We start from the raw sequence: 24,237 nt of genomic DNA, 5'->3' as shown, positions 1-24,237 counted from the left end.
AAGCGGGCATCCCCGCGGCGCGGTCGCGGCCCATCTGTGCGCCGCCGGTCACACGGTCGCGCCGGCTTCCCCGACGGGGTCGAAAAGCACCTCGAAGCGCGCGCCGGCCGCGCCGTCGGCGACGCGGATTATCCAGCCGTGAGAGTCGACTATCTGGCGGACGATGTCGAGTCCGAGGCCGGTTCCGTCGCCGCCTTTCGTCGAAAAGCCGGAGTCGAAGACGCGGTCGCGAATCGACGACGGGATGCCCGGACCGTTGTCCTCGACGAAGAAGCCGCGGCGCGACGGGAGCGCGCCGACGCGAATCATGAGCTCGGCGTCGTCGCCGCGGCCGCTCCGAGCGTGCTGGAGCGCGTTCCGAAACAGGTTCTCGAAGAGGCGCGTCGTCCGGCTCTCGTCGGCTTCGACGACGGGGAGCTCGCCGATTTCACAGCGCACGTCGCCTGCGTTCGACGAACACATGTCCCACGCGGTGGCCGCGGAGTCCGCCAGCGAGACCGTCGACGCATCGAGGACGGAGTGCTCGTCGCGGGCGAGAGAGAGGACGTCTTCGACCACGTCGGTGATGCGCCGGTGGGCGCGCTCGACGTGGTCGAGGTGGGAGTCATCGTCGAGTTCGCGGGCGAGTTCGAGTCGGCCCTGTGCGACCGCCAGCGGCCCGCGGATGTCGTGGGAGAGGACGCGGGCGAAGGCGTCGAGCCGGGCGTTCTGCTGGGCGAGTTCGCGCTCGTGGCTGATGCGCTCCGTGAGGTCGGAAATCACGCCGATGATGTTCGTCACGTCGCCGTTCTCGCCGAGAAGCGGGACCGCGCGGGCGGTGGCCCAGCGGATGGTTTCGCTCCCCTCGGGAACGAACCGGAACTCGAACTCGTACTGGTCGTCGACGGAACCGTCTCGGATGTCGGCGTACATCTCGTCGATAGCCCGCATCAGTTGGTCGCGGTCGTCGACGTGGATGAGGTCGAGGAACGAATGCGGGTCGTCGTAGAGGAACGACACGTCTCGTCCCCACGCGTCTTCGAACTGGTCGTTGATGTAGACGACGTCGAACTCGGTCGGTTCCGAGATGAACACCATGTCCGGGAGCGACGAGATTATCTGTCTGGTGAGGCGCTCGGAGCGCCTGAGGAGTCGTTCGGACTCCAGTCGGGCCGTGACGTCCATCGCGGTCCCGACGACGACCGGCTCGCCGTCGACCGCCGTCCGCTGGCCCGTGATTTCCAGCGCGGTCAGCTCGCCGTCGTAGTTGCGGACGCGGACGGTGTACGACATCGATTCGACGCTCCCGTGGGACCTGTTTCGCAGGCTCTCGTCGACGATGGCGCGGTCTTCCTCGACGACGAAGTCGGTGATGGGTCGACCGACCACCTCGTCCGTGTCGTAGCCGAGCAGGTTCGAGAGGTACTCGTTGACGAACTCGACCCGGCCGTCGCGTATCACGTACAGGCCGACGAGCGACTGGTCGGCGATGAGCCGGAGCCACGCGTGCAGTTCGCCGAGTTCGGTCGACTGGCGGGCCGCGACGACCGCGTTCGAGACGCGGTGGGCGAGCACCGCGGTCTGCGCGTCGGCCGGCCGCTTGTCGACCACGTCGGAGACCCCGGCGGCGAACGCCTCGGCGACCACGTCCTCGGAGTCGAGTCGCGTGTACAGAATCACCGGCGGCGGGTTCGGCGACTCGCGGACGCGGAGAAGCGTGTCGAGACCGGAGGTACCGTCGAACTCGAACTCGGTGACGATACAGTCGAACGGCGACTCGGCGTGCGCGTCGAGCGCCGCGGTCGGATCGGCGACCGCCGTGACGTCGAGGCTGTCGCATTCGTCGAGCGCCGATACCGTGTCCGCGGCGGTCTCGGGGTCGTCGTCGACGAGGAGAACCCGCACCGGGGGCTCAGCACGAACGACGGAACCGAGAGACATGGCGTATTGTCAGTCATATACAACAATAACCGTACCGGCGGAATGGACAGGCAACCGACCGAATTCGGACGCCTTTTGACGATGCGCCAAGTAGACATCCGTAATCGAATGATCTCGAAGGGATGCGAACAGTGCGCCATGGGCGGAAAGATGGTGCTGTTCGTCTACGGGTACTGCGACCAGCGCGATTGTTTCTACTGCCCGCTCGGCGAGAATCGCAAGAACGTCACGGACGTGTACGCGAACGAGCGGAAAGTCGAGTCCGACGCCGACGTCATCGAGGAGGCGAAACGCATGGACGCGCTCGGGTCGTCCATCACCGGCGGCGAGCCGCAGGAGGCGCTCGACAAGACCTGTCGGTACATCTCGCTTCTCAAAGACGAGTTCGGCGAGGACCACCACATCCACCTCTATACGGGAATCACGGGCGGCCGCGAGAACATGCGCCGCCTCGCCGAGGCCGGCCTCGACGAGATTCGCTTCCACCCGCCGCTCGAACTCTGGGGCGACATGCACGGCACCGAGTGGGAGGACGTCCTCTACATCGCCCGCGAGGAGGGCCTCACCCCGGCGTTCGAGATTCCGGGCATCCGCGCGGAACAGGAGTTCCTCGAGTTCCTCGACGAGGGGGCCGCGGAGTTCTGCAACATCAACGAGTTCGAGATGTCCGACGGCAACTACCGCCGGATGCAGGAGAAGGGCTACGAACTCCAGGACGGCCACATGTCGGCGGTCGACGGCTCGAAGGAGGCCATCCTCGACGAGATGGGCGACCACGAGCGCGTCTACTTCTGTACCTCCGTGTTCAAGGACGCCGCCCAGCACAGAAACCGCCTGAAGCGCATGGCTCGCAACCTCCGCCGCCCGTTCGACGAGGTGACCGACGACGGCACGCTCGTCTACGGCAAGACCTACACCCCCGCCGAGCGCTTCGCCGAGCTCGGCGTCCCCGACGAGTTCTACAGCATCAAGTCGAACCACGTCGAGGTCGCGTGGTGGCTCCTCGAAGAGATGATCGAAGACGGCGACGTCGACGACGGCGAAATCGTCGAGCAGTACCCGACCTACGACGGGACGGTCGTCGAGCGGACGCCGTTGGCCTGAGTTCAGTCTTTTTCGGTTCGGGTGTTCACGCGACCGTCACGACCGATAGCGGCGGTTCGGTGTCCGGGTTCTCGTGAGCGCGACGAACAGACTCGGCGTGAGCGCCGCGACGACGGACGCGGCCGTCGTCGGCCCGAGGGGAAGCCGCATCGCGACGCCGATGCCCGCGACCGCGACGCCGACGAACACGCCCGCGGCGATGCCGGCGCGCTGTTGGCGATGGGTCGGTCGAAAGCCGCGGGCGTCGGCGTAGAGCGCCCCCGAGAGTCCGAGGACGAATCCGAGGAGCGCGCTCGTCGTCCCGAGGCGGGGCGCGAGCGCGAGGAACGCCGCGCCGCAGACCGCACAGCAGGCGAGCGACGCGACCGGTGAAAGCGGGTTCACGCCCGCGCCGAAGCGGACCGCGTAGGCGACGGGGGGAAGCGACACCACGACGGCGGCGAAAAGCCCGTCGAGCGGCTCGACCGTCGCGCGTTCGAGGACGGCGGTCGCCGCGGTCAGGAGTCCGATGACCGCGCCGAGGCCGAGGACGACTCGGGGTGGCAACGCCTCCGAGGGGTCGTCCGACCGGAGGACGCCGAAGGCGGCGAAGGGGTAACAGACGACGGCACCGAAGAGAAGCGGGCGAAACAGCGCCCCCGAGAGGACCGCCGCCGAGACGGTCGCAGAGAGGCCGAGGAAGACGCCGATGAGGAGTGCGAACTCGGGGACGCGTTCTGCCATACCGCGGGGTTCGAGCGCGCGACGGAAAGCGTTTCGGCGGCCGGCGGGCTACCCGCAAGCGTTTAGAGTGCCCCTAGTGTACCTCCCCGCATGTCCGACTGTCCACTCGCGGACGACTGCCCGAGCTTCTCAGAACGAATCGCGGGCATGGGGTGTCAGTACTACAGCGACCGGGGGGGCGCGGAGTGGTGCGACCACTACGAGCGGCCCATCTCCGAGCTCAAACAACAGCCGGTCAAGCCGGGCGAGGAGGTCATCGTCACCGTCGAGGACATCCACGAGAGCGGTGCCGGCGTCGGTCGGACCGAAGACGGTTTCATCGTCTTCGTCGACGGGCTCCTCCCTGACGCGCGCGCCGTCGTTCGCATCGACCAGGTGAAGGGGAGCCACGCCCGCGCGAAGAAGATCGTCGAGCGCCTGCCGCTGGACCCCGACGCCGAGGAGAGCGAGGCGGGCGAAGCGCCCGAAGCAAACGCCGAATCGACGGGGAGCGGTCGCGACGGCCCGAAGCGCCCCGAGGCGCTCGGGAGCCGAGACAACTTCTGGGGCGAGTAACGCCGACGCGTCGGCGGCGTCCCGTGGACAGTCAGCCTGCTGTATCTTTTTTCACCCCCGAGCCCAACCCCGAGGTATGAGCGACGCCGGACGCGACGACGAGACGGTCCCCGACGTAGACCAACTCCTCGACAGGGCGGGGTTCGACCCGGAGACGAGCGTGCTCACCCGGCGGCAAGCCGAGGTGCTCGCACTGCGCGAGCGGGGGGTCCGACAGTCGACCATCGCCGACTTCCTCGGCACCTCGCGCGCGAACGTCTCCAGCATCGAGGCGAGCGCCCGCACCAACGTCGAGAAGGCCCGCGAGACGGTGACGTTCGTCGACGCGCTCACCGCCCCGGTCCGCGTCGAGGTCCCCGCCGGAAGCGACCTCTACGACGTTCCCAAGCAGGTGTACGACGCCTGTGACGCCTCGGGCGTGAAGGTGAACCAGACCGCGCCGGACCTGATGAAAATCGTCTCCGACGCCGCCGGTGACGCGGTCGAGGGACGCGAGATTCGAGAACAGCTCTTCGTCGGCGTCACGAGCGACGGGCGCGTCCGCGTCCGCCGCCACGCCGACGGCGTCTGAGCCGCGTCCGCATTCGCGTCCCATGGCGTCCGTCCCGCCCCTCGCGCCCCGAAGCGAACCCGATGACCTCGGTTCACCGCACGTCGTGCCGCGAGGCCCACGCTTTTGCTCGCGGCGGCCGTCGCCCCTCGCATGGACCTCGGACTCGACGGCGACACGGTCGTCGTCACGGCGAGTTCGGCCGGCCTCGGGCGTGCGAGCGCCGCGGCGCTGGCCGACGAAGGAGCGAACGTCGTCGTCTGCGGGCGCGACCCCGAGCGCCTCGCGGCGACCGAATCGGAACTGGGCGACCTCGACGGCGACGTGCTCGGCGTCGAGACCGACATCACGAGCAAGGGAGACGTCGAGGCGCTCGTCGAGGCGGCCGTCGAGGAGTTCGGCGGCGTCGACCACGTCGTCACCTCGGCCGGCGGCGTGCCGCCGGGCGGGTTCGCCGACCTGACCGAACAGGAGTGGTACGGCGCGTTCGACATGCTCGTCATGAGCGCCGTCTGGACCGTGCGGGCGGCGCGACCGCATCTCGAAGCGAGCGACGCGGGCACGATTACCTGCATCACCTCCACCTCTGTCAGGGAGGTCATCGACGACCTCATCCTCTCGAACGCGGTCCGCCGCGGCGTCATCGGCCTCGTGAAGTCGCTGTCGCGGGAACTCGCGCCGAGCGTGCGAGTGAACGCGGTACTGCCGGGCGCACACGAGACGAGCCGCATCGAGGAACTGGTCGAGGCGGCCGTCGAGCGCGGCGACCACGACACCTACGAGGAGGGGCTGAACTCGTGGTCCGACGGGATTCCGCTGGGCCGCGTCGGCGACCCGCGGGAACTCGGCGACGTGGTCGCGTTCCTCGCCAGCGACCGCGCGAGCTTCGTCACCGGGGCCTGCGTCCCGGTGGATGGCGGCCGACTGCGGAGCGCCTGAGCCGCACCCCGCCGGTCACGGCGCAATTTTTGAGGGCGACACCGACGCCGCCACGTCCCCGTGAACCCGCGACCTGAGCGCGAGGTGCTTCGCCACGAAGAGCATCTGGTTGTGAGTGAGAATCACCTCGACGAACACGAGACCGATGAGAATCGGGACCATCCCGAGATACACGAGGTGGCCGGCGTAGAGCGCGTAGCCGATGACGGCGGCGATGGCGGCCATCAGGCCCTGAATCCGCTTCCCTGTTGGTCGATGAGGTCCTGTTTTTCGCTCTGGAGGCACTCGTACTGCGTCAGTAACTGCTCGACGCGCTGACGTCGGTTCGGAATGTGACGGTCGCCCATCCTGTCAGTCCAGCCTAACTACGCGGACAAGAACCGTTCGGTCAGAACATCTCTTTCCGCTTCAGCCGCGAGACGACCTCGCGGACCCGCTGTGCCTTTTCTTTCGGCACGACGAGCACGCGGTCGTCCCACGCGACGACCGCGAGGTCGGAGACGCCGACGAGCGAGACGTTCGCGCCGTCGGTGGCGACCACGTTGTCCGCGGCGTCGACGAACACCGGGTCGTCGCCGAGCGCGACGTTGCCGTCTTCGTCGGCGTCGATGATTCGTTCGAGGGCGTCCCACGAGCCGAGGTCGTCCCACTCGAAGTGGACCGGGACGACCGCCGCGTCGGCGGCGCGCTCCATCACCGCGTAGTCGATGCTGACGGCCTCGACCGCCGCGAAGCCGGCGTCCGTGTCGCCGTCGTCGAGGGCGTCGAGGAGGTGGGAAAGCGGCGAGTCACGCGCGGCGGAAAACAGCGCCTCGGGCGTCCACGCGAACATGCCGGCGTTCCAGAGGTAGCCCTCGTCGACGTAGCGGGCGGCCGTCTCGGCGTCGGGCTTCTCGTGGAACGCGGCGAGATCGCGGTAGTCGCCGCGGTCCGCGCCGGGTTCGATGTAGCCGTAGCCGTCGTCCGGGCGGGTGGGTTCGACGCCGAAGGCGACGAGCGAGTCGGTGTCGGCGGCGACGCGCGCGCCGCGGGTCATCGCCTCGGTGAAGCCGTCGCCGACGTGGTGGTCGCTCGGGAGGACGACGACGACCGGGTCGTCGTACAGCTCGGCGATGCGGTGGGTCGCGTAGACGAGCGCCGGGCCGGTGTCCTTGGCCGCGGGTTCGACCACGACCTCGGCGTCGGGCGCGTGGTCGGCGATGTCGCCGGCGAACGCGGGGCGCGTCGAGACGACGACGTGGTCGGCGAAGTCGGCGCGGGCGACGGTCTCGGCGAGGAGGGAGCGGTCGCCGCCGAGCGGGAGGAACTGCTTGGGCCGGTCGCTCCGGCTCGCGGGGTACAGGCGGGTGCCGGTGCCGCCGGCGAGGACGAGCGCGACGAGTGGTCGGTCCATACGGACCGGTGGCGCCACAGCCTCAAAACCGTACCACGTCGTCACCCCACCGCTCCGACCACGTCGCCGACCATCTCGCCTACCACGTCTCGACTATCCCCTCGCGGATGTCCTCGACACAGCCCCGACAGTCGGGGTGGTCGGGGTCGAAGCAGGCGGGGCGGCCCTTCCCGTCGACGGCGACGGCGCGACGCTCGGCGTGGCGGCGACAGACGATTTTCGCGCGTCCCTCGCCGTCCCGCGGGAGCGAGTGCGCCGAAGACGAGTCGCGGCCGTCCCGATAGGCGCGTTTGACCTCCTCGTAGCGCTTGCCGGCGTTTCGAGCGGCACTGCGAATGATGCTTTCGAGGCGGTCGTCCATGGTGTCGAATGCGTCCCCGAGGCAATCAATTCCTCGCTCGGTGCGACGGTTCTGACGCGCGCTCTCGCGCGACGTTCACTTTCACTGCGGGGTTTGCAACTTTTTATATGAGTACGCATCCAAGCTCGGTATGCCTCCCAATGGAAACCAAGGTGGAGGCGAGGTAGACCATGACTGATTTGCGAACCCACGCGGCTGAGATAGCCGACCAGTTCTCGGACCACCTAGACGTGTCCGCGGACGAAGTCGAAGAACGATTAGAGAGTCTCGTCACCGAGTACCGCGTCCCCGTCGACGAAGCGCGGCGGAGCGTCGTCAACAGTTACCTGGACGAAGCCGGTATCGAGCGCGACGAACTCGCCGGCGGCGCCGGCGGGAACGAACAGACCCTGCTCAACGACATCGACGAAGACGAAAAGTGGGTCGACGTGCGCGCGAAGGTCGTCGAACTCTGGAAACCCCGGAGCGAGTCCGTCGCGCAGGTCGGCCTGCTCGGCGACGACTCCGGGCGGATGAAGTTCATCGCCTTCACCACGTCCGGGCTCCCCGAACTCGAAGAGGGGAAGTCGTACGCGCTCGGCAACGTCGTCACCGACGAGTACCAGGGCAACTTCTCCGTGAAGCTCAACCGGACGACGAGCATCACCGAACTCGACGAGGAGATCGAAGTCGGCGACGACTCGACCAGCGTCGAGGGCGCGCTCGTGGACATCCAGTCCGGGAGCGGCCTCATCAAGCGCTGTCCCGAGGAGGGCTGTACGCGCGTCCTCCAGAACGGGCGCTGTTCCGAACACGGCAGTGTCGAAGGCGAGTTCGACCTCCGCATCAAGGCCGTCGTCGACGACGGCGAGGAGGTCCACGAGGTCATCTTCAACAGAGAGATGACAGAAGAGCTGACCGGTATCGAACTGGACGAGGCGAAGCAGATGGCCATGGACGCCCTCGACACCACCATCGTCGAAGAGGAGATGCGCGGTGACCTCGTGGGGTTCTACTACCGCGTCACCGGCCCGACGCTGGGTCGGTACGTGCTCGCCAACGAAGTCGAGCGGCTGAGCGAGCCTGCGGACGCAGAAGAACTGCTCATCAAAGCGAGGTCGATGTAAATGAGTTCCAACGAAATCCCCACCCGAGAGGTCGCCCGGCGCGTCTTCGCACAGGAGTTCAACGACGCCGGTTACACGTTCAAAGAGTCAGACGACGAGCGCGCGCCCGTCTATCTGTTGCTCCCGACCGGCGAAAGCGCCAACCGCGTCTTCCTCGTCGGCACGCTGACCGAGAAGGAAGACGTCGGCGAGGACAACGAGTACTGGCGCGGCCGCATCGTCGACCCGACGGGGACGTTCTTCGTCTACGCCGGCCAGTACCAGCCCGAGGCCGCCAGCGCGCTCCGTGACCTCGACGCGCCCGCCTACGTCGCGGTCGTCGGCAAGCCGCGGACCTACGAGACCGACGACGGCAGTATCAACGTCTCCGTCCGCCCCGAGTCCATCACCGAGGTCGACGCGGCCACGCGCGACCGCTGGGTGACGGAAACCGCGGCCAAGACGCTCGACCGCATCGCGGCGTTCGACGACGAGGGCGACGAGTACGCCCGGATGGCCCGCGAGCACTACGACCTCGACCCCGAGGAGTACAAGCGCGCCGCCATCGCCGCGCTCGAAAGCCTCGAACAGGCCGACGAACTGAGCGCGTAAGCGAACACGCCGGCCGCGACCCGCGCGTCAGCGGGACGCACACCGGCCGCCGAACGCGCCGACGCCGACTGACGGCCGATTTCCACCGTCACACGCCCCTTTTTGCGACGAATCGCGACGCCCGAGACCCCTCGTCTGACGAACCATTAAGTGGCCTCACCACGGACCGAGAAATATCATGGGCAACAAGAACAAGACCATCTCGTTTCGCGTCAACGAAGACGCGTTCGAGACCCTTCGGGAGATCGCCGAGGAGCGGGACATCTCCCTGTCCGCCGTCTTCCGCGACTACGTGGACACGTTAGTTGCCCACGACGGTCAGGTGCAGGTCGTCCCCAAACACGAACTCGAAAAACTGCGCGAGGGCGAAGACGAGTCGTTCCCGCCGACCGTGGAGGTCCCCAAGAGCTTCATCCGCGAGCACGAGCGCCTCGAACTGGAGGCCGAACACCTCCGCGAACAGCTCGAAGAGCACAAGGGCTACGTGAACTACCTGCGCGAGCAGGTCGAAACCGACCACGACGACGTCGAGGAGGTCATCCAACTGGAGGACCTCGATACCGGCGACGAGCCGTCGTTCCGCCTCGGCTAAGCGTCCCTCCCGTCCGTCTGCGGCGTTCTCTCTTACCGATTCATTCAGCGAGGACCGACGAGGTCCTGCTTCGCCCGCCGCGCCTCGTCCTGCATCTCCCGGTCGCCTTCCACGTCCGCGAGCGCCTCGACGGATTCGAGCGTCCGGACCGAGTCGTCGAGAAACGAGAGCACGTCGCCGGGATAGGCGTACACCATGTAGTCGTCGCTCATCACGTCGACGATGGCGTCGGGGCCGAGACCCTGCGCGCGGAGTTCGAGCAGGTACTCGATGAACTGGCGCTCGGGGTAGCCGGTGTAGATGTCGTCTGAGTTCTCGCAGTCGAGGAAGTCCTGCGCGAAGTCGAGCAGGCGGTCGCGGGTGGCGTCGTCCACCTTGGCGAGCCCCTCGCCGGAGTAGAGGATTTCGAGGGTCGCACCGCTGAAGACGCGCTTGGGGATGTTCGTATCCAGTTGCGAGACGATCTGGCGGTGGTTTTTGAGATAGATCTTGTCCGTGATAGCCACTGCTACCCGCGACTTCGAGCCACCGCGGCAAAAGCGTCCCGCTCGCCGGCGCGGGTGGTCGGTGGGGGCAACCTCTGTTACGTACTGTCATTCCGGGACCGTAGCGTAACGTATTTTAGTCGTAGCGGATTAGGAAGGGTTGCAACGTGTCCGGGTTGGGGTAGTGGACTATCCTTCAGCCTTGTGGAGGCTGAGACGCGGGTTCAATTCTCGCACCTGGACCTCTTCTTTACATTTCGACCGGTGAGCGCCGCGTAGCGGGCGCGAACCCGTTCTCGAAATGTACTGTGAGGGGCGACTGCGAGAATTGAGTCAGGGAGCAACTTGTTGCGACCGAGGTTCAATTCTCGCACCTGGACCTCTTCTCTACATTTCGACCGGTGAGCGCCGCAATCGAAAGAGGAGCACCGCGCATCGCCCACCAGACCCAAGTGTGCCACACACTAACATTCATCGTGGGATGAGAACCCAACTCCGCGCGGACAACTCGGTGTTCGACCGCATCCGCGACGCGATACTTAACCGCGGCGACCCGGAGGACAACGAAGACCCCGTCGGCCCCACGGTACCGACGGGCTGACCGGTCGCTCCGCAGAGTCGTCGTCGGTTCACCCCGCTTTTCCGCGAGCCGGTGCTCGAACCGCCGGGAGCGAAGCGGCCCGTCCGGAAGCGTCGAGACGACCGTCGTCGCCGACAACCCGAAGGGAACACGCCGGAAACGGGCAGGTCTTTCTTCCGGGCGTCATACGGCCCAGCCATGCAGGTCGCCATCCTCACCGTCGGCAACGAACTGCTCGCGGGGGACATCGAGAACACGAACGCGACGTGGTTAGCTCGGCGGCTCACCGAGGGCGGGGCGACGGTCGCGCGGATTCAGACGGTCCCCGACGACCACGAGGTCATCGCCGAGACGGTCGCCGACTGGGCGGCCGCCTTCGACGCGGTCCTCGTCACCGGCGGCCTCGGCGGGACGCCGGACGACATCACGATGGAGGCCGTCGCCGCCGGGCTCGACCGGGCGTTCGTCGTCAACGAGGAGGCCGAAACGCAGGTCGAAGCGACCATCGCGGCGATTCTCGAACGCCGACCGGACATCGACTTCGACCTCGAACCCGAGTGGTACGCCTCGATGCCCGCCAACGCCGAGGTGCTTCCGAACGAAGAGGGCCTCGCGCCCGGCTGTCGGGCGGGGAACGTCTACGTCTTGCCGGGCATCCCCACGGAGATGAAGCCGATGTTCGAGTCCATCGCCGAGCGGTTCGCCGGCGACGTTCGGTCGCGGGTGGTGTACGCCGACGCGCCGGAGGGGGCCGTCGCCCGCGAACTCGGTGTCGTCACCGAGCGCTTCGGCGTGGGCGTCGGGAGCTATCCCAACAGCGGCGGGCCGACGCGAATCAAACTCACCGGCGGCGACCCGGCGGCGCTCGACGAGGCGATGGCGTGGTTCCGGTCGAACGCGACGGTCGACCTCTACGAGAGCGAGGCGGCCGTGATGGCGGCGCGCGAAGCGGAGACGGACGGCGAGTAACCGAACCAGCGGGCGGCTGGCCGGTCAGCGGAGTTGTGCGAGACTGGCGTCGGCGCGGGGCATGGCGTCGAGCGACCCGCGACTGCGGATGATGTTGAAGGCGGTGACGAGGTCCGACCGGGAGACGAGGCCGACGAGTTCGCCCGCCTCGTCGACGACCGGGAGGCGGCCCACGCCGCGCTCCTGCATGAGGGCGATAGCGTCCATCGCGTCGGCGTCGGGGGTGATGGTCGTCAGTTCGTCGCTCATGATGTCGTCGACGCGGAAGGCGTCGCGCTCGACCTCCTTGACGCCGCGGGCGTCGTCGAGAGTGACCATGCCGACGAGGTCGCCGTTTCTGAGGACCGGGTAGCCCGTGTGGCGCTCGACGAACATGCGTTCGAGGAGTTCCGCGACGGAGGTCTTCTCGTCGACCACGTCGAGGTTCTCGCGGCCGGTCATGATGTCGCGGACGACCACGTCTTGGAACGTCGCCTTGAGGACGGTCTGTTGGGCCTCGCCGGACGCGCCCATGTAGATGAAGAAGGCGAGCGCGACGAGAAACAGGTTGAAAAACAGGCCGAACAGGCCGAGCAGGAACGCGAACACCTTGCCGACCTCGGCGGCCATCTGCGTCGCTTTCGCGTGCGGGCGGTTCCGCGCGAGGAGCGCCCGGAGGACGCGCCCGCCGTCCATCGGGAAGCCGGGGAGCATGTTGAACACGGCGAGCGAGACGTTCACCAGCGCGAGGTAGCCGAGGACGAACTGCGCGGGGGCCTGCGACGCGGGGAGCAACAGGAAGCCGGCGTAGGAGACGACGCCGATGGCGACCGAGACGAGCGGGCCGGCGACGGCGATGGTGAACTCCTGTTTCCAGTCTTCGGGTATCTCCTTGAACCGGGCGACGCCGCCGAAGAGCCAGAGCGTGATGGACTCGATTTCGTAGCCGTAGCGCATGGCGACGAGCGAGTGGCCGAACTCGTGGAGCAGAACGCCGGCGAACAGGCCGATGGCGGCCGCGCTCCCGAGCACCCACTGCATCGACCCCGCGGAGATGGCCGCGCCGTCGATGCTCGCGCCGAAGAGGTCGTTGACGATGAGCGCGAGATTCGTCACGTCCGAGCCGATGAGCCACGCGAAAAGCGGGAGAACGATGAGGAACGTGAGGTCCAACTTTATCGGGATGCCGAAGACGCTACCGATGCGGATTCCTCGCATACCCGTAGTAACCCCGGAGGGGCCTTAAGCAGTCAGGGCGGGGAGACGGGGAAATGCTTACGCGGGCGGGCAATCCACGGAGAGATATGAGCGATTCCCGACCGGAGCCGGTGGTCAAACGGAGCGCGGACATCGAGTACGAGGCGGTCGGCGCGGCCGACGGGATGTCGAAGGGCGTCCTCGTCTCCGAGGCCGACGGCGCGCCGAACTTCGCCATCCGGCGGTTCGTCCTCGATTCGGGTGCGTCGGTGCCGAAACACACAAACGAGGTCGAACACGAGCAGTACGTCCTGTCGGGGCGATACGTCGTCGGCATCGGCGACGAGGAGTACGAGGTCGAAGCCGGCGACTCGCTTTTGATTCCCGCCGGCGTCGTCCACTGGTACCGAAACGAGTCCGACGAGGAGGGGTCGTTCCTCTGTGCGGTCCCCAACGGCGACGACGCCATCGAACTCGCCGGCGACGCCGACGCCTGAGCGCGGCCGGCCGTCGGTGGCCCTCGGGGGCCGGGAGCGAGGAGACACGGTACGAAGCCGCGTGCGGGTCGCTATCGAATCTGAGCGGTCGCAGGCGAATCGCTGAAATACCACGTCGCCGTAGCAGGCACCGTGTCTAAACAGGTCACCCGCGTCGACACGCTGTTTCTCCACCAGACGGGAGACGACTACCTCGTCGTCGCCCGCCGGGACGGAAAGCGGGTGCTCCGCGGCAAGCTCGAACTCAAAGAGACGAACGCGGGGCCCCGACCCCTGCGCTTTCTGGTGACGCGGAAGGGAGAGGACTCGCCGCGCGACCCGAGCCAGTTCGTCGAACTCGCCCGGTCGGCCGCCCGCATCCGCATCTCGCAACAGACGCCGAAAGACGGCCGCGACGAGCTAAAGGAGATGCTCGACGGCTACCAGCTCGAGGCGCTGACGGTGCGGACCTGCCGCCGCTGTGCCGTCAACGGTCGGTACTCGCCCATCACCGACGACACGGCCATCAAGGCCGAACACGAGCACATCTGCCGCGACTGCGCCGTCAAAGAGCTGGAGGGAGAACTCTCCTTCGCCGGCGGCCTCACGCAGGCGGCCCAAGAGCGCTTGGAGGAACTGCTGTACGAGACGGGCGACCTGACCCGCATCACGAACTTACTGCAGGGCGAGTTGGACCCCGACCTGACGAAGTTCGACACCATCAGCGCGACGACGGAGGACGTGGAACTGGTCGAGACGAGCACGCTCGACCTCCACCCGAACCTGAAGTCGATGCTGACAGACCGCTTCGACACCCTGCTCCCCGTCCAGAGCCTCGCCATCGACAACGGCCTGCTTGACGGCGACGACCAGCTCGTCGTGAGCGCGACGGCGACCGGGAAGACGCTCGTCGGCGAGCTCGCCGGCATCAACCGGATGCTGAACGACGACGGGAAGATGCTGTTTCTCGTCCCGCTGGTCGCGCTCGCGAACCAGAAGCACGAGGACTTCAAGGAGCGCTACGGCCACCTCGGCAAGGTGACCATCCGCGTCGGCGCGAGCCGAATCAACGACGACGGCAACCGATTCGACCCGAACGCCGACGTCATCGTCGGCACCTACGAGGGCATCGACCACGCGCTCCGGACGGGCAAGGACCTCGGCGACATCGGCACGGTCGTCATCGACGAGGTCCACACCCTGAAAGAAGAAGAGCGCGGCCACCGCCTCGACGGGATGATAGCCCGCCTGAAACACTACTGCGAGGCCCGCGCGAAGCGCCGCGAGAGCTACGGCGGCGCGCAGTGGATTTACCTCTCTGCGACCGTCGGCAACCCGAAGTGGCTCGCACAGAACCTCCGGGCGAACCTCGTCGAGTACGAGGACCGCCCCGTCCCCATCGAGCGCCACGTCACCTTCGCGGACGGGCAGGAAAAGCCCCGCATCGAGAACCGCCTCGTGCGGCAGGCGTTCGACTCGAAGTCCTCGAAGGGCTACCGCGGCCAGACCATCATCTTCACCAACTCCCGGCGGCGGTGTCACGAAATCGCCCGGAAGATGGACTACAACGCCGCGGCGTACCACGCCGGCCTCGACTACGGCCAAAGAAAACGCGTCGAGCGACAGTTCGCCAATCAGGACCTCGCGGCCGTCGTGACGACCGCCGCGCTCGCCGCCGGCGTCGACTTCCCGGCGTCGCAGGTCATCTTCGACACGCTGGCGATGGGCATCGAGTGGCTCTCCGTACAGGAGTTCAGCCAGATGCTCGGCCGCGCCGGCCGCCCCGACTACCACGACAAGGGCGTCGTCTACCTGCTCGTCGAACCCGACGCCAGCTATCACAACACGATGGAGATGACCGAAGACGAGGTCGCGTTCAAGCTCCTCAAAGGCGAGATGGAGGAGGTCCGCACGGTGTACGACCAGTCCTCGGCGGTCGAGGAGACGCTGGCGAACATCGTCGTCGCCGGCAAGAAGGCGAAGGCGCTCAACAGCCGGATGCTCGGCGAGGTGCCGACGACCCACGCGGTCGGCAAACTCTTGGAGTGGGGCTTCATCGACGGGCTGGACCCGACGCCGCTCGGCCTCGCCGTGACCCGGCAGTTCCTCTCGCCGAGGGAGGCGTTCGCCATCCTCGACGGTATCCGGAAGGGGTCGTCGCCGTACGAAATCGTCGCCGACCTCGAACTCGACGAGGAGGGCCGGTAGCGACCGGCGCGCTCGGCCGAGGCTGATATTCCGAATCCCGCACGCTTTTTGGCCGCCGATACATCGATGACCGCGTGGTAGCGATAACGCCGGACATCCTCGTCGTCTTCGCCGTCATCCTCGTCGCGCTGGCGTTCTTCGCGACCGAGCCCGTCCCGGTCGACGTGACGGCCATCGGCGTGATGGTGTCGCTGATGCTGATTCAGCCCGCCTCCGAGGCGCTCGCCTCGGCGGGGATGCTCGGCGCGCCAATCGTCCTCTTCGAGTCCTACCCCGGCGACGCCCTCTCGGGGTTCGCCAACACGGCGACGCTGACCGTCCTCGCGATGTTCATCCTCAGCGAGGGCGTCCAGCGGACCGGCATCATCCAGCTTCTCGGCGCGAAGATATCGACGTTCACCGGCGACAGCGAACTCCGGCAACTCGGCGCGACCGTCGGCGTCGTCGGTCCCATCTCCGGCTTCATCAACAACACCGCCGCGGTCGCCATCTTGCTCCCGATGGTGACGGACCTCGCCGACCGCGGCCAGACCTCCCCCTCGAAGCTCCTCTTACCGCTGTCGTACGCGTCGATGTTCGGCGGCATGCTGACGCTCATCGGCACGTCGACCAACATCCTCGCCAGCGACGTCTACTCGCGCATCACCGGCGAAGCGCCCTTCACGATGTTCGAGTTCACCGCGCTCGGTGCGGTGGTCATGGCCGTCGGCATCGTCTACCTCATGACAATCGGCCGGCGGCTCACCCCGGCGCGCATCGAGCCGCGGCGGGACCTGACCGAGGAGTTCGAGATGGCGGAGTACCTGACCGAGGTCGTCGTCCGCGAGGACTCCCCGCTCGTGGGCCAACAGGTCCAGCGGGCGCTCGTCGAGACGGATTTCGACGTGGACCTCCTTCAGCTCATCCGCGGCGAGAGCGTCTTCCTCGAACCGCTCGGCCCGAAGGAGATTCAGCCGGGGGACGTGTTCACCCTCCGGACCGACCGCAACACGCTCGTCGAACTGCTCGACGTGGAGGGCCTCGACCTCGTGCCGGCGACCGTCACCGAAGACGAACTCGAACTCGCCGACCGCGGCCAGAACCTCGTCGAAGTCGTCGTCGCGCCGGGGTCGGCGCTGGTCGGCGAGTCGCTCGCCTCGGCGAGTTTCAGACAGCGGTACGACGCGACCGTGCTCGCGCTCCGCCGCGGCGGCGAACTCATCCGCCGGCGGATGGACAAACTCCCGCTCCGCGTCGGCGACACGCTTCTCGTGCAGGCGACCGTCGAGAGCATCGAGCGCCTCGACAACAACCGCAACTTCATCGTCGCCCAGGAAATCGAGCGCCACGACTACCGCGAGTCGAAGATTCCGGTCGCCGTCGGCATCGTCGCCGGCGTCGTCGCGCTCGCCGCACTCAACTTCCTGCCCATCGTCGTCGCCGCGCTCCTCGGCGCGCTCGCCATGGTCGCCACGAAGTGCCTCCGCCCGACGGAGCTGTACGACGCCGTCCAGTGGGACGTCATCTTCCTGCTCGCGGGCGTCATCCCGCTCGGCATCGCGATGGAGAACTCCGGGGCCGCGGAACTCCTCGCCGAACTGGTCGTGATGAGCGGCGAGTTCCTCCCCCTCATCGCGGTCCTCGGGGTGTTCTACTTCGTGACGGCGCTCCTGACGAACGTCATCTCGAACAACGCGAGCGTCGTGCTCATGATTCCGGTCGCCATCGAGGCCGCGACGACGCTCGGCGCCGACCCGTTCTCGTTCGTCCTCGCGGTCATGTTCGCGGCGTCGACGGCCTTCATGACGCCCGTCGGCTACCAGACGAACCTGTTCGTCTACGGTCCCGGCGGCTACAAGTTCACGGACTACATCCGCGTCGGCGGCCCGCTCCAGTTGCTTCTCGGGGTCGTGACGACCATCGGCGTCGCACACTTCTTCCCCCTGACCTGACGGGGCGGAACGAAACCCTTTACTCCGCGACGGGGAGAGTCGTATGTGCGGGACCGTGGGTTAGCCTGGTATACTTCGGGCCTTGGGTGCCCGTGACCCCGGTTCAAATCCGGGCGGTCCCATACCCATTAAGGCTGAATCGGCCGTTCTTGCCGGTTCTGACGGCCGTTTGAGGTGGTCGGCATGATGCTACTCGAGTCCCAGAGCGACGCGAGTAGCTGTCGGCACTGCGGGTCACACGTCACCCGCGATTTCCGTCGGGTCTACGGCGATTCTAACAACCACGTTCACCGCTGCCGCGAGTGTGACACGCTCATTCGTCTGCAGAGCGGGTCGGCCGCTGGTCTCTCTGTCTCGGTTCCAGACCCACAGCACGCGGGCGGTCGGCACGGTGGTAACCCGGAGCGGTGGCAATGACGGTTCGCTGTCCATCTTGCAGCCGCGACAGCGACTGTCTCTTCCGCTGTGAATACTGCGGCCACGATCTCGCGGAGGAGAACCGGCGATGAGTTCCGTCGCGAGCGCGCCGCACGAGACGCGTGGTAATCTCCTCTACGGAGAGTACGGGTCATCGCCGTACTGGGCGGTTCGCCAGCTGTACAACCACATCGACGGCGGTATCTCGAAAATCGAGATCGAGGTACCTCGCTTCAAGGAGGACGGAACCGAGACATGGGAAGTCTCGATGGGGTTCCACCAGTCGGGTCTCTCCCCGCGAGAGGCAGACACGGTGAACTCGCTTCTCGAGTACGACATCAACGCGTACGGTGAGGGAGAGCGGAAGCTCCCGGTCTGTGTACAGCCGCGTCTCGCGTGGTCTGACGAGAACCGGCCTGACAGCGTCCCTGCGACGCTCGGGCCTGCTACGAACGTCAAACTACAGAACGTGGTCAACCTCGAGTTAGACGAGATTCCACACGTCTTCAAGTGGGTGATGCGCCGCGTCTGTGAGAAAGTCGGGTTCGACTGGTCGCGCAAGTACTTCGCCGAAGAGCCGCACAAGTTCTCGACGATAACTCAGCACGAGCGGTATCTTCGAATCGACCGCGATCAGGCGAAGAAACTGGTTCGGCGCGACGGCGTCTTCATGCGGTTGTTCATGCTCTCGGCCGATATCGAGGGCTCGCACGTCGTCTACGATTCGAACAACGAGGACGTGGTCGGCTACAACCACCAGCTCCGGCTTGATCGGTCGGCGATCACCGAACTGTTCCCGAACAGCCAGCACCGTCCTCGAGGATTACAGCTGAAGCACTACCATCCGAAGCACGTTCGCGAGAGCGCTAACGGTGATCCGCTGTACCACCCGAAGCTCGGTGCGCTGTACAAAAAGAACTTGAACCGCGATCAGGCTGTCGCGTGGAGCGACCGGCACGATCTGGTCGGCGACCTGGAAGAGAAATTGCTGAACGTCCTTTCGTGGGCGGACGTCCCGACTCGACCCGGCATGTGGTTCGTCGCCGACGACCACTTCAGCGCGGTCGCGTCCGACCGGACTATCGCGCTGTGGGATGACCCGACGCCGCAGATCGAAGCGTCTCAGGAGTCGGTCATCATGCGCACGCTCTCGCGACTCGCTGATTCAGACAGAGACGTGCTCAAGCACCTCGCAGTAACCGATGGAGGCACACCTGTCGGTGAACTCGAGGACGGAACCGGCTGGTCTTCCACGACGATATACCGCGTCCTCCGGCGACTCTCGGGACTCCTCGAGAATGACGGTGGAGTCGTGAAGTGGGTCTCCTCGAAGATCGCGCAGGAAGTGCGCGAGCTGGTGAGCATCGCGGACGACGTGGTAGACTCGGTAGCTGGTCGCATCGAGAACGTGCTGAACGTCGACCCGCGCGACCTGGAGCGGTCCGGCCGCGCACTACAGAACTGGCTGAACCGCTACGGTGCCGAAGTCGTCGCCGGGATGGACGACCGCGATGACCGCGTTCGGATTCGTATCCGGACGGTTCTCACTCAGTCGAAGAACTCCGCGGCGACGGGCGAGTATCTGCCCGACGTGCTCGAAGAGGGCTACAGCGCGTGGTGTGACGCCGGACTCGACTCTCGGCGGTTCCTCAACGCGATTGTGACCTATGACCGGGCGTACGGTCCCGTGCAGAACACGGTCGCTCAGAAGCACCTGTAGCCGGTGGCCGTCTGAGTGGCAACACTCTCGGTCGGTCTCTTCTTTTATATACTACACCGCTGTTTTCGCCCGAAGCCTGTTTTCGGGTGGAGTCTCGATTCTCCGTGAGCGGCCGCGCTCGAGGAGATCGGGCGGGTACTGTTTTCGTCCGGTGGGACAGCCCCCTTAGGGAGTGTGACTAACGTCACAACTGTGAAAAAATAACCCTCCGCCCCCGCAACTCCAGTTGACGCAAGCGAAAGGATGGTGCGAAGCGCCGCACGAAAAATTGGAGTCTACCTGTGTGGATATAGTCGAATTTGAGTAAGGCATGTAGAGATTCCTCTTCCACGTATCGTCATTATCAGTCGGGTCGTGAATAGGTGTTCTCCGAAAAGTCTTACATCATGGTCGCATACTTCCTAAGTAACCTATGAGCGACGCACCCGGGATTCCAAAAGTCGCATTCCTATTCTGGGTGATATTTGGGGGCCTACTTACTGCACAAGGCCTCATCCACGGAGTCGCTATGCTGCCGGTAGTTACAGGAGCATACTTTATCGAGCCAACTACTCTTCCATTTGTGGTATTCGCCGGTTTTGGATGGGTTCTATATCATGCAGTAGACAGCGTGAACATCATTGCGCGACTCACAGATGATCAGTTGCAGTACCTCGTTCAGCAACTCGAAAAAGAAGGATTAGGGAAGGTGGGGATAGCCTCAGCGATATACGTTAATGTTGTAGTAGGGTTCGGAGCGCTAATCGGATATGCTATCGCGACTCTGAGTGGTGTAGGAGTCATCGGCATATTGATCGCAGTTATTTACCCCAATGCTGACCTGAGATATGGACTTCGTTATCCCACTCCAGGGGCTATTAGCCTGAAATTAACAATCAAAATACTCCACGCATTTGGAATCCTCCGGAATGTAAGTGCTGAGTCCGTACTTAGTGGGCTGGTGCCAGATCTTACGCCGAGGGACCAAACTCTGTCCCCGTAGAGAGAATACATCTTAATCTCATCCAAGAAGGGGTAATAACCAAGACCCACACGATGGGAAGCGGAAACTGGAGTTCTGGTACACCTGGCAAGGCAGATAGACTGATACCATAGAGTTCAGCTACAACAAAAAGGAACAGTCCAGTTGGCAAGCCGATCATCAAAAGTGCTTCAATAGCACTCTTAGCCCAAAATCCAACGATTTTCTTGAGAAGGCTCGTTTGGCTAAATCTCCACGATAAAATCAGCTCCTGGACGTTCATTAATTACCTCACAAAGTATTGAACTAGAAGACATATTCAAACTTGTCTATCTTGTGTGAGGTTCATCTCAGGGGTGTGTCTCTTTTACGAAATTGTAGTCCAAGTAACGATCCACGGTAAAAGCAGATATCAGCCGAATATTTTCCACGGGTGAATTTTTACTTGCTCCGAGTCACGGTGTCCACCCGAACTATAGAACCGCAGCTGTAGCGACGAGGCTTCGACTGAGCGCATATTTCGAACCCGAATACCGCCACCGGCAGACCCACCGGTAGCTGAATAGAGAACGAACACATACAGACCATCTTCTCTCTGTAGCCGAGCATGATAGTCCTCGAACACACGAAATCGACCGATCTTCCCACTTCTCCGGTTCATCATAGCACTCTTCACTTCTACAGGTCGGGCATCCTCAGTCACAGCATCCTGCCAAGACGAGTGCGCAGGTTCGAGACCGTACCTCTGTCGAGCAGCACGCTCAGCGAGTGCGCCGTAATGAGCTGCTTTCTTACTTCGATTCCTCATGACCTTTGACCCACCACATCTTCGCGTCGATCCCCTCGACGACAGAGAGTAATTTTCTGGTTCAACCGGGGTCGGACCACCACCGGGGGCAGCCAGCGGCGCATCAGTAGATAAGTAATTATACGCCGTCCGGGGGGTCGATAGTGGTGGCGACTGCTGGAAGTCACCGCCGTCACTCGAAATCACTCTCCGGACTGCTTACGATGTCTCGATGATCGCCACGTTTCCACTCGCGGACGCGGTTCCCGACCCATGAATCTCCGAAACTGACGAGTTCGGCCGCGTCAGGATAGCTCATCCCGTTTTCTTCATCCCACGGCTTGCACGCTTTGATCACGGTCGCCACGGCGGACTCCCATCGAATCTGGTTCGGGTCTGGCGAGTCGTCCTGGTCGTCGTCACCGCCGTCGAGCGTCACCGAGAAGTGAGACGCTTCGTGTTCATCGTACTTCTCACGCGTATCCGTGACGCCGGTGAACTCGGCGGCTTCCTCGAACGAGTCTGCGCCACCCTCGGAGTCGAGGAAGACAACGCGGCCGGGGTCGTTCCGAGTCGGTTTGACGAACGCACCCGATGCGAGTCGGCGAATCTCGGCGGCGGTGTCCTTTCTCGTGTGTCCGATGAGCAGAACGGAGCCGCGCTTCGCGTAGGTATCGCCGTCCTCCTTCTTGCGGACGTATTTCAGCGACTTCACGAACTCGTCGGTGATCGCTGCCTCAGCTCCTCGAGACGTGAGCGACTGCCCCGCCTCGTCGATTAGCTGTAGCACTTGTCCATCAGTCGAACCCATCGCGTCGAGCATCGAGCCGGAAGATGTCGTCACCCGGTCTGCGCCGTCCCATGCGACGTTTGCAAGGACGGTGCCGCCGGTGAGAGAACCGAAGACGCGCGCCACGTCGAGCGCGAATGCAGTCTTCCCAGCGCCCGGCGGACCGAGAACGAGATAGATCGCACCTTCGTCGGCGAGTCGTTTCGCCGCCTCGACGATAGCCTCGGAACCGTCCCGCTTCTGGTTGGTGAGTCCGACCATGCCCTGGAGTTGTGAGACGTTCCCCTCGCGGTACGCACGGTCAGCCATCGACGTTGCGGCCGACCGGACGACGTGCCGACCGACGTGAGTCTCGAGAAAGTTCTTGCCGCGCTCCTCGTAGATCGAGCAGTACCGATTCAGAAAGTTGAGTACGTCGGGATCGTCGATCATCCCGGCGAACTCACGAATGTACTCGTTGCTCTTGTCACGGAGAGCACCTCGCAGGAACTCGCGTCCCTGTGCTGCGGCGTAGACAGCCGAATCACCCTGTTTGCGTCCGCTCATCGGTGACCACCGTCGTTAACGAGCGGGTCGGTGGGAACAGGCTCAAGCGCATCATCGGCGAGGTCGTCATCGAGAACCATCCCGAGACCATCGCCCCAGTCGTTCTGGTTGTCGTCCTGGTCGCCCGCGGCCTCGAGGAGATCACGGAGGTCACCGTTCTGCAGCCGGCCGGGACGGAGTTCTTCGGGGAGTTCGGACGTGATGATCTCGTCGACCGTCGGCTGGTCGGTGATCATCGGTGCCGATGGGTCGAGCGCGGCGTTCTGTGCCTCCATCGTATCGTGCTTCACTCTCCTCACGATAGCCGGAAGCGCCTGTCTGAGTTCCTGTCCTCTCCGCGCCGCCGGTTCGAGATCGCCGCGAAGCTCTCCAACTACGTCGAGAACGTCGTCCGTATCGTGCCGCCCCACGAGTGACGAACCGGGGAGGGAACGCCGCCACGTACCAACTGCGACGTTCGAGGATGCATCATACGCGTAGCACTCGTACACATCGCCGTGAGCCTGCTCGTGTGGATACAGCGGCCCCCACTCGACCTGCATCTCTGCGAACTTGTCCGGGGACAGAGACCAGCACGCCAGCGGGTCGTCGCTGTTCGCGTTCACCTGTACGAGACGCACCCGCGGTGGGTCGGGGAGGAGATCGTTGATCTTCCCCGTCGCGAACAGCGCACCGATTCCAGCGATGACGAGACCCGACGCGGCGAGTGGTGCCCACTCGGGGAATTGATACCCGCCGAAGTAGGCGAGAACAGCGCCCACACCGCCGAGCTTCACCCAGTCGTTCACCATTCCCGCTCAACCTCCAGTTGCTTCTCGTCGCGCTTCTTGCGAACCCACAGGAAGGTCCCACCGGCCGCGGCGACCGCCGTCGACGCGAGAAGTGTCTGGACTGTCCCGTACTCGACGGGCGGGTTTCCAGCCTTGATCGCGTCGGAGCGGATAGCAACGATGCCGTCTGCGTTGCTCGAAGAGACGGTGATTGCCGACGCGTCGCCGACCGATTCGGCGCGGAACTTGACGACGGTCGTTCCGGGGGTCAAGGTCATGCGTCGGACGCGGGCTTTCCCGGCAGCTGCACCGTCTCCCTCGGAAAGAATCCGAGAGAGTTCACCAGCGTCGGTGATGGCGATCCGTGTCGGGATGTCAGCCTCGACGACGAGCGAGAACGTCCCATTCGAGAACGACCACGATTTGATTCGCGTCGTCGGAGAGAGTTCGATAGTCTGAGTTGCTTCGGGCGTGCTTGGTGCGGCGGTCGCTGTCCCGTTCATGGAAGACTGCGCGGCGGCCGTGCCGACGAGTGCGGGCGATACGACTGCGATGAGCATGATGACTGTGAGGATGATTCGGCGCAT

General features: G+C 64.9%; 26 protein-coding genes and 2 tRNA genes. 16 read left to right on the top strand and 12 right to left on the bottom strand.

What is annotated here, in order from left to right:
- Positions 1-48 precede the first annotated feature (48 nt).
- Positions 49-1,920, bottom strand: coding sequence for a PAS domain S-box protein (locus tag IEV64_RS06475; protein WP_188423471.1), 1,872 nt, complete (start codon positions 1,918-1,920; stop codon positions 49-51).
- Between the two features lie 108 nt (positions 1,921-2,028).
- On the opposite strand from IEV64_RS06475, the gene IEV64_RS06470 reads away from it, so the two are divergent.
- Positions 2,029-3,024, top strand: a complete 996-nt coding sequence (locus tag IEV64_RS06470; protein WP_188423470.1) for a radical SAM protein — start codon at positions 2,029-2,031, stop codon at positions 3,022-3,024.
- A 36-nt stretch (positions 3,025-3,060) separates the two neighbouring features.
- Here IEV64_RS06470 and IEV64_RS06465 read toward each other — a convergent pair whose 3' ends face one another.
- Positions 3,061-3,747 carry a hypothetical protein gene (locus IEV64_RS06465; protein WP_007275463.1) on the bottom strand — a complete coding sequence of 229 codons (687 nt, stop codon included), beginning with the start codon at positions 3,745-3,747 and terminating at the stop codon, positions 3,061-3,063.
- Positions 3,748-3,837: 90 nt separating this feature from the next.
- On the opposite strand from IEV64_RS06465, the gene IEV64_RS06460 reads away from it, so the two are divergent.
- From IEV64_RS06460 to IEV64_RS06450, 3 genes are all read left to right on the top strand, one after another.
- The gene (locus IEV64_RS06460; protein ID WP_007275464.1) at positions 3,838-4,302 is read left to right on the top strand and encodes a TRAM domain-containing protein; all 465 of its coding nucleotides are present in this window, start codon (positions 3,838-3,840) and stop codon (positions 4,300-4,302) included.
- 76 nt (positions 4,303-4,378) lie between these two features.
- Positions 4,379-4,873, top strand: coding sequence for a Tfx family DNA-binding protein (locus IEV64_RS06455; RefSeq protein WP_007275465.1), 495 nt, complete (start codon positions 4,379-4,381; stop codon positions 4,871-4,873).
- Positions 4,874-5,005: 132 nt separating this feature from the next.
- On the top strand, positions 5,006-5,791 hold the full coding sequence (locus tag IEV64_RS06450) for an SDR family oxidoreductase (protein WP_004969007.1): 786 nt from the start codon (positions 5,006-5,008) through the stop codon (positions 5,789-5,791).
- Between the two features lie 15 nt (positions 5,792-5,806).
- On the opposite strand, the gene IEV64_RS19825 is transcribed toward IEV64_RS06450, so the two are convergent.
- The 4 genes from IEV64_RS19825 to IEV64_RS06435 all read right to left on the bottom strand — a co-directional run bounded on the left by IEV64_RS19825 (position 5,807) and on the right by IEV64_RS06435 (position 7,545).
- A complete protein-coding gene (locus tag IEV64_RS19825) occupies positions 5,807-6,016 on the bottom strand; it encodes a hypothetical protein (RefSeq protein WP_007275467.1) in 210 nt (69 codons plus the stop codon).
- Positions 6,016-6,138: a hypothetical protein gene (locus tag IEV64_RS19940; protein ID WP_268237501.1), complete on the bottom strand. Its 123-nt coding sequence runs from the start codon at positions 6,136-6,138 to the stop codon at positions 6,016-6,018. The genes IEV64_RS19825 and IEV64_RS19940 overlap by 1 nt, the downstream gene beginning before the upstream one ends.
- A gap of 41 nt (positions 6,139-6,179) precedes the next feature.
- Entirely contained in the window at positions 6,180-7,184 is a 1,005-nt protein-coding gene (locus IEV64_RS06440; protein ID WP_188423469.1) for a mannose-1-phosphate guanylyltransferase, read from the bottom strand.
- A 79-nt stretch (positions 7,185-7,263) separates the two neighbouring features.
- Complete coding sequence (locus tag IEV64_RS06435; RefSeq protein WP_007275470.1) at positions 7,264-7,545, bottom strand: DUF7091 family protein; 282 nt, start codon at positions 7,543-7,545, stop codon at positions 7,264-7,266.
- 170 nt (positions 7,546-7,715) lie between these two features.
- Between IEV64_RS06435 and IEV64_RS06430 the strand changes: the two genes are divergently transcribed.
- From IEV64_RS06430 to IEV64_RS06420, 3 genes are all read left to right on the top strand, one after another.
- Positions 7,716-8,651 carry a replication factor A gene (locus IEV64_RS06430; RefSeq protein WP_188423468.1) on the top strand — a complete coding sequence of 312 codons (936 nt, stop codon included), beginning with the start codon at positions 7,716-7,718 and terminating at the stop codon, positions 8,649-8,651.
- Positions 8,652-9,242, top strand: a complete 591-nt coding sequence (locus IEV64_RS06425; protein WP_007275471.1) for an RPA family protein — start codon at positions 8,652-8,654, stop codon at positions 9,240-9,242. It begins immediately after the preceding gene.
- 178 nt (positions 9,243-9,420) lie between these two features.
- A complete protein-coding gene (locus tag IEV64_RS06420) occupies positions 9,421-9,834 on the top strand; it encodes a DUF8146 domain-containing protein (RefSeq protein ID WP_004969001.1) in 414 nt (137 codons plus the stop codon).
- Positions 9,835-9,878: 44 nt separating this feature from the next.
- Here IEV64_RS06420 and IEV64_RS06415 read toward each other — a convergent pair whose 3' ends face one another.
- Positions 9,879-10,340: a DUF5814 domain-containing protein gene (locus IEV64_RS06415; protein WP_004065429.1), complete on the bottom strand. Its 462-nt coding sequence runs from the start codon at positions 10,338-10,340 to the stop codon at positions 9,879-9,881.
- Between the two features lie 149 nt (positions 10,341-10,489).
- Here IEV64_RS06415 and IEV64_RS06410 point away from each other — a divergent pair.
- A tRNA-His gene (locus IEV64_RS06410) sits at positions 10,490-10,562 on the top strand.
- A gap of 535 nt (positions 10,563-11,097) precedes the next feature.
- On the top strand, positions 11,098-11,868 hold the full coding sequence (locus tag IEV64_RS06405; RefSeq protein WP_188423467.1) for a competence/damage-inducible protein A: 771 nt from the start codon (positions 11,098-11,100) through the stop codon (positions 11,866-11,868).
- A gap of 24 nt (positions 11,869-11,892) precedes the next feature.
- On the opposite strand, the gene IEV64_RS06400 is transcribed toward IEV64_RS06405, so the two are convergent.
- Positions 11,893-13,065: a M50 family metallopeptidase gene (locus IEV64_RS06400; RefSeq protein WP_007275473.1), complete on the bottom strand. Its 1,173-nt coding sequence runs from the start codon at positions 13,063-13,065 to the stop codon at positions 11,893-11,895.
- 86 nt (positions 13,066-13,151) lie between these two features.
- Here IEV64_RS06400 and IEV64_RS06395 point away from each other — a divergent pair, with 86 nt between their 5' ends.
- The 7 genes from IEV64_RS06395 to IEV64_RS06370 all read left to right on the top strand — a co-directional run bounded on the left by IEV64_RS06395 (position 13,152) and on the right by IEV64_RS06370 (position 20,778).
- Positions 13,152-13,541, top strand: a complete 390-nt coding sequence (locus IEV64_RS06395) for a cupin domain-containing protein (protein WP_188423466.1) — start codon at positions 13,152-13,154, stop codon at positions 13,539-13,541.
- Between the two features lie 132 nt (positions 13,542-13,673).
- Entirely contained in the window at positions 13,674-15,728 is a 2,055-nt protein-coding gene (locus IEV64_RS06390) for a DEAD/DEAH box helicase (protein WP_007275475.1), read from the top strand.
- Positions 15,729-15,802: 74 nt separating this feature from the next.
- On the top strand, positions 15,803-17,659 hold the full coding sequence (locus IEV64_RS06385; RefSeq protein WP_007275476.1) for an SLC13 family permease: 1,857 nt from the start codon (positions 15,803-15,805) through the stop codon (positions 17,657-17,659).
- Between the two features lie 49 nt (positions 17,660-17,708).
- Positions 17,709-17,781: transfer RNA gene (locus IEV64_RS06380), tRNA-Pro, on the top strand.
- Between the two features lie 61 nt (positions 17,782-17,842).
- Positions 17,843-18,076, top strand: a complete 234-nt coding sequence (locus tag IEV64_RS19820; protein ID WP_229722527.1) for a DUF7563 family protein — start codon at positions 17,843-17,845, stop codon at positions 18,074-18,076.
- Between the two features lie 88 nt (positions 18,077-18,164).
- Positions 18,165-19,796, top strand: a complete 1,632-nt coding sequence (locus IEV64_RS06375) for a helix-turn-helix transcriptional regulator (RefSeq protein WP_188423465.1) — start codon at positions 18,165-18,167, stop codon at positions 19,794-19,796.
- A gap of 412 nt (positions 19,797-20,208) precedes the next feature.
- Positions 20,209-20,778 carry a hypothetical protein gene (locus IEV64_RS06370; protein WP_188423464.1) on the top strand — a complete coding sequence of 190 codons (570 nt, stop codon included), beginning with the start codon at positions 20,209-20,211 and terminating at the stop codon, positions 20,776-20,778.
- 391 nt (positions 20,779-21,169) lie between these two features.
- On the opposite strand, the gene IEV64_RS20170 is transcribed toward IEV64_RS06370, so the two are convergent.
- From IEV64_RS20170 to IEV64_RS06355, 4 genes are all read right to left on the bottom strand, one after another.
- Entirely contained in the window at positions 21,170-21,565 is a 396-nt protein-coding gene (locus IEV64_RS20170; protein ID WP_483867020.1) for a PD-(D/E)XK family putative nuclease, read from the bottom strand.
- Between the two features lie 172 nt (positions 21,566-21,737).
- Positions 21,738-22,880, bottom strand: a complete 1,143-nt coding sequence (locus IEV64_RS06365; RefSeq protein ID WP_188423463.1) for an ATP-binding protein — start codon at positions 22,878-22,880, stop codon at positions 21,738-21,740.
- The gene (locus tag IEV64_RS06360; protein ID WP_188423462.1) at positions 22,877-23,671 is read right to left on the bottom strand and encodes a DUF8125 domain-containing protein; all 795 of its coding nucleotides are present in this window, start codon (positions 23,669-23,671) and stop codon (positions 22,877-22,879) included. The genes IEV64_RS06365 and IEV64_RS06360 overlap by 4 nt, the downstream gene beginning before the upstream one ends.
- Positions 23,665-24,210, bottom strand: coding sequence for a DUF8063 family protein (locus IEV64_RS06355; RefSeq protein ID WP_229722526.1), 546 nt, complete (start codon positions 24,208-24,210; stop codon positions 23,665-23,667). Before IEV64_RS06355 ends, IEV64_RS06360 begins: the two co-directional genes overlap by 7 nt.
- Positions 24,211-24,237: the final 27 nt, after the last annotated feature.

This window comes from Haloferax sulfurifontis (genome assembly GCF_014635105.1).
Classification (GTDB): Archaea; Halobacteriota; Halobacteria; order Halobacteriales; family Haloferacaceae; genus Haloferax; species Haloferax denitrificans.
This window is presented reverse-complemented; position numbering and strand designations above follow the sequence as displayed.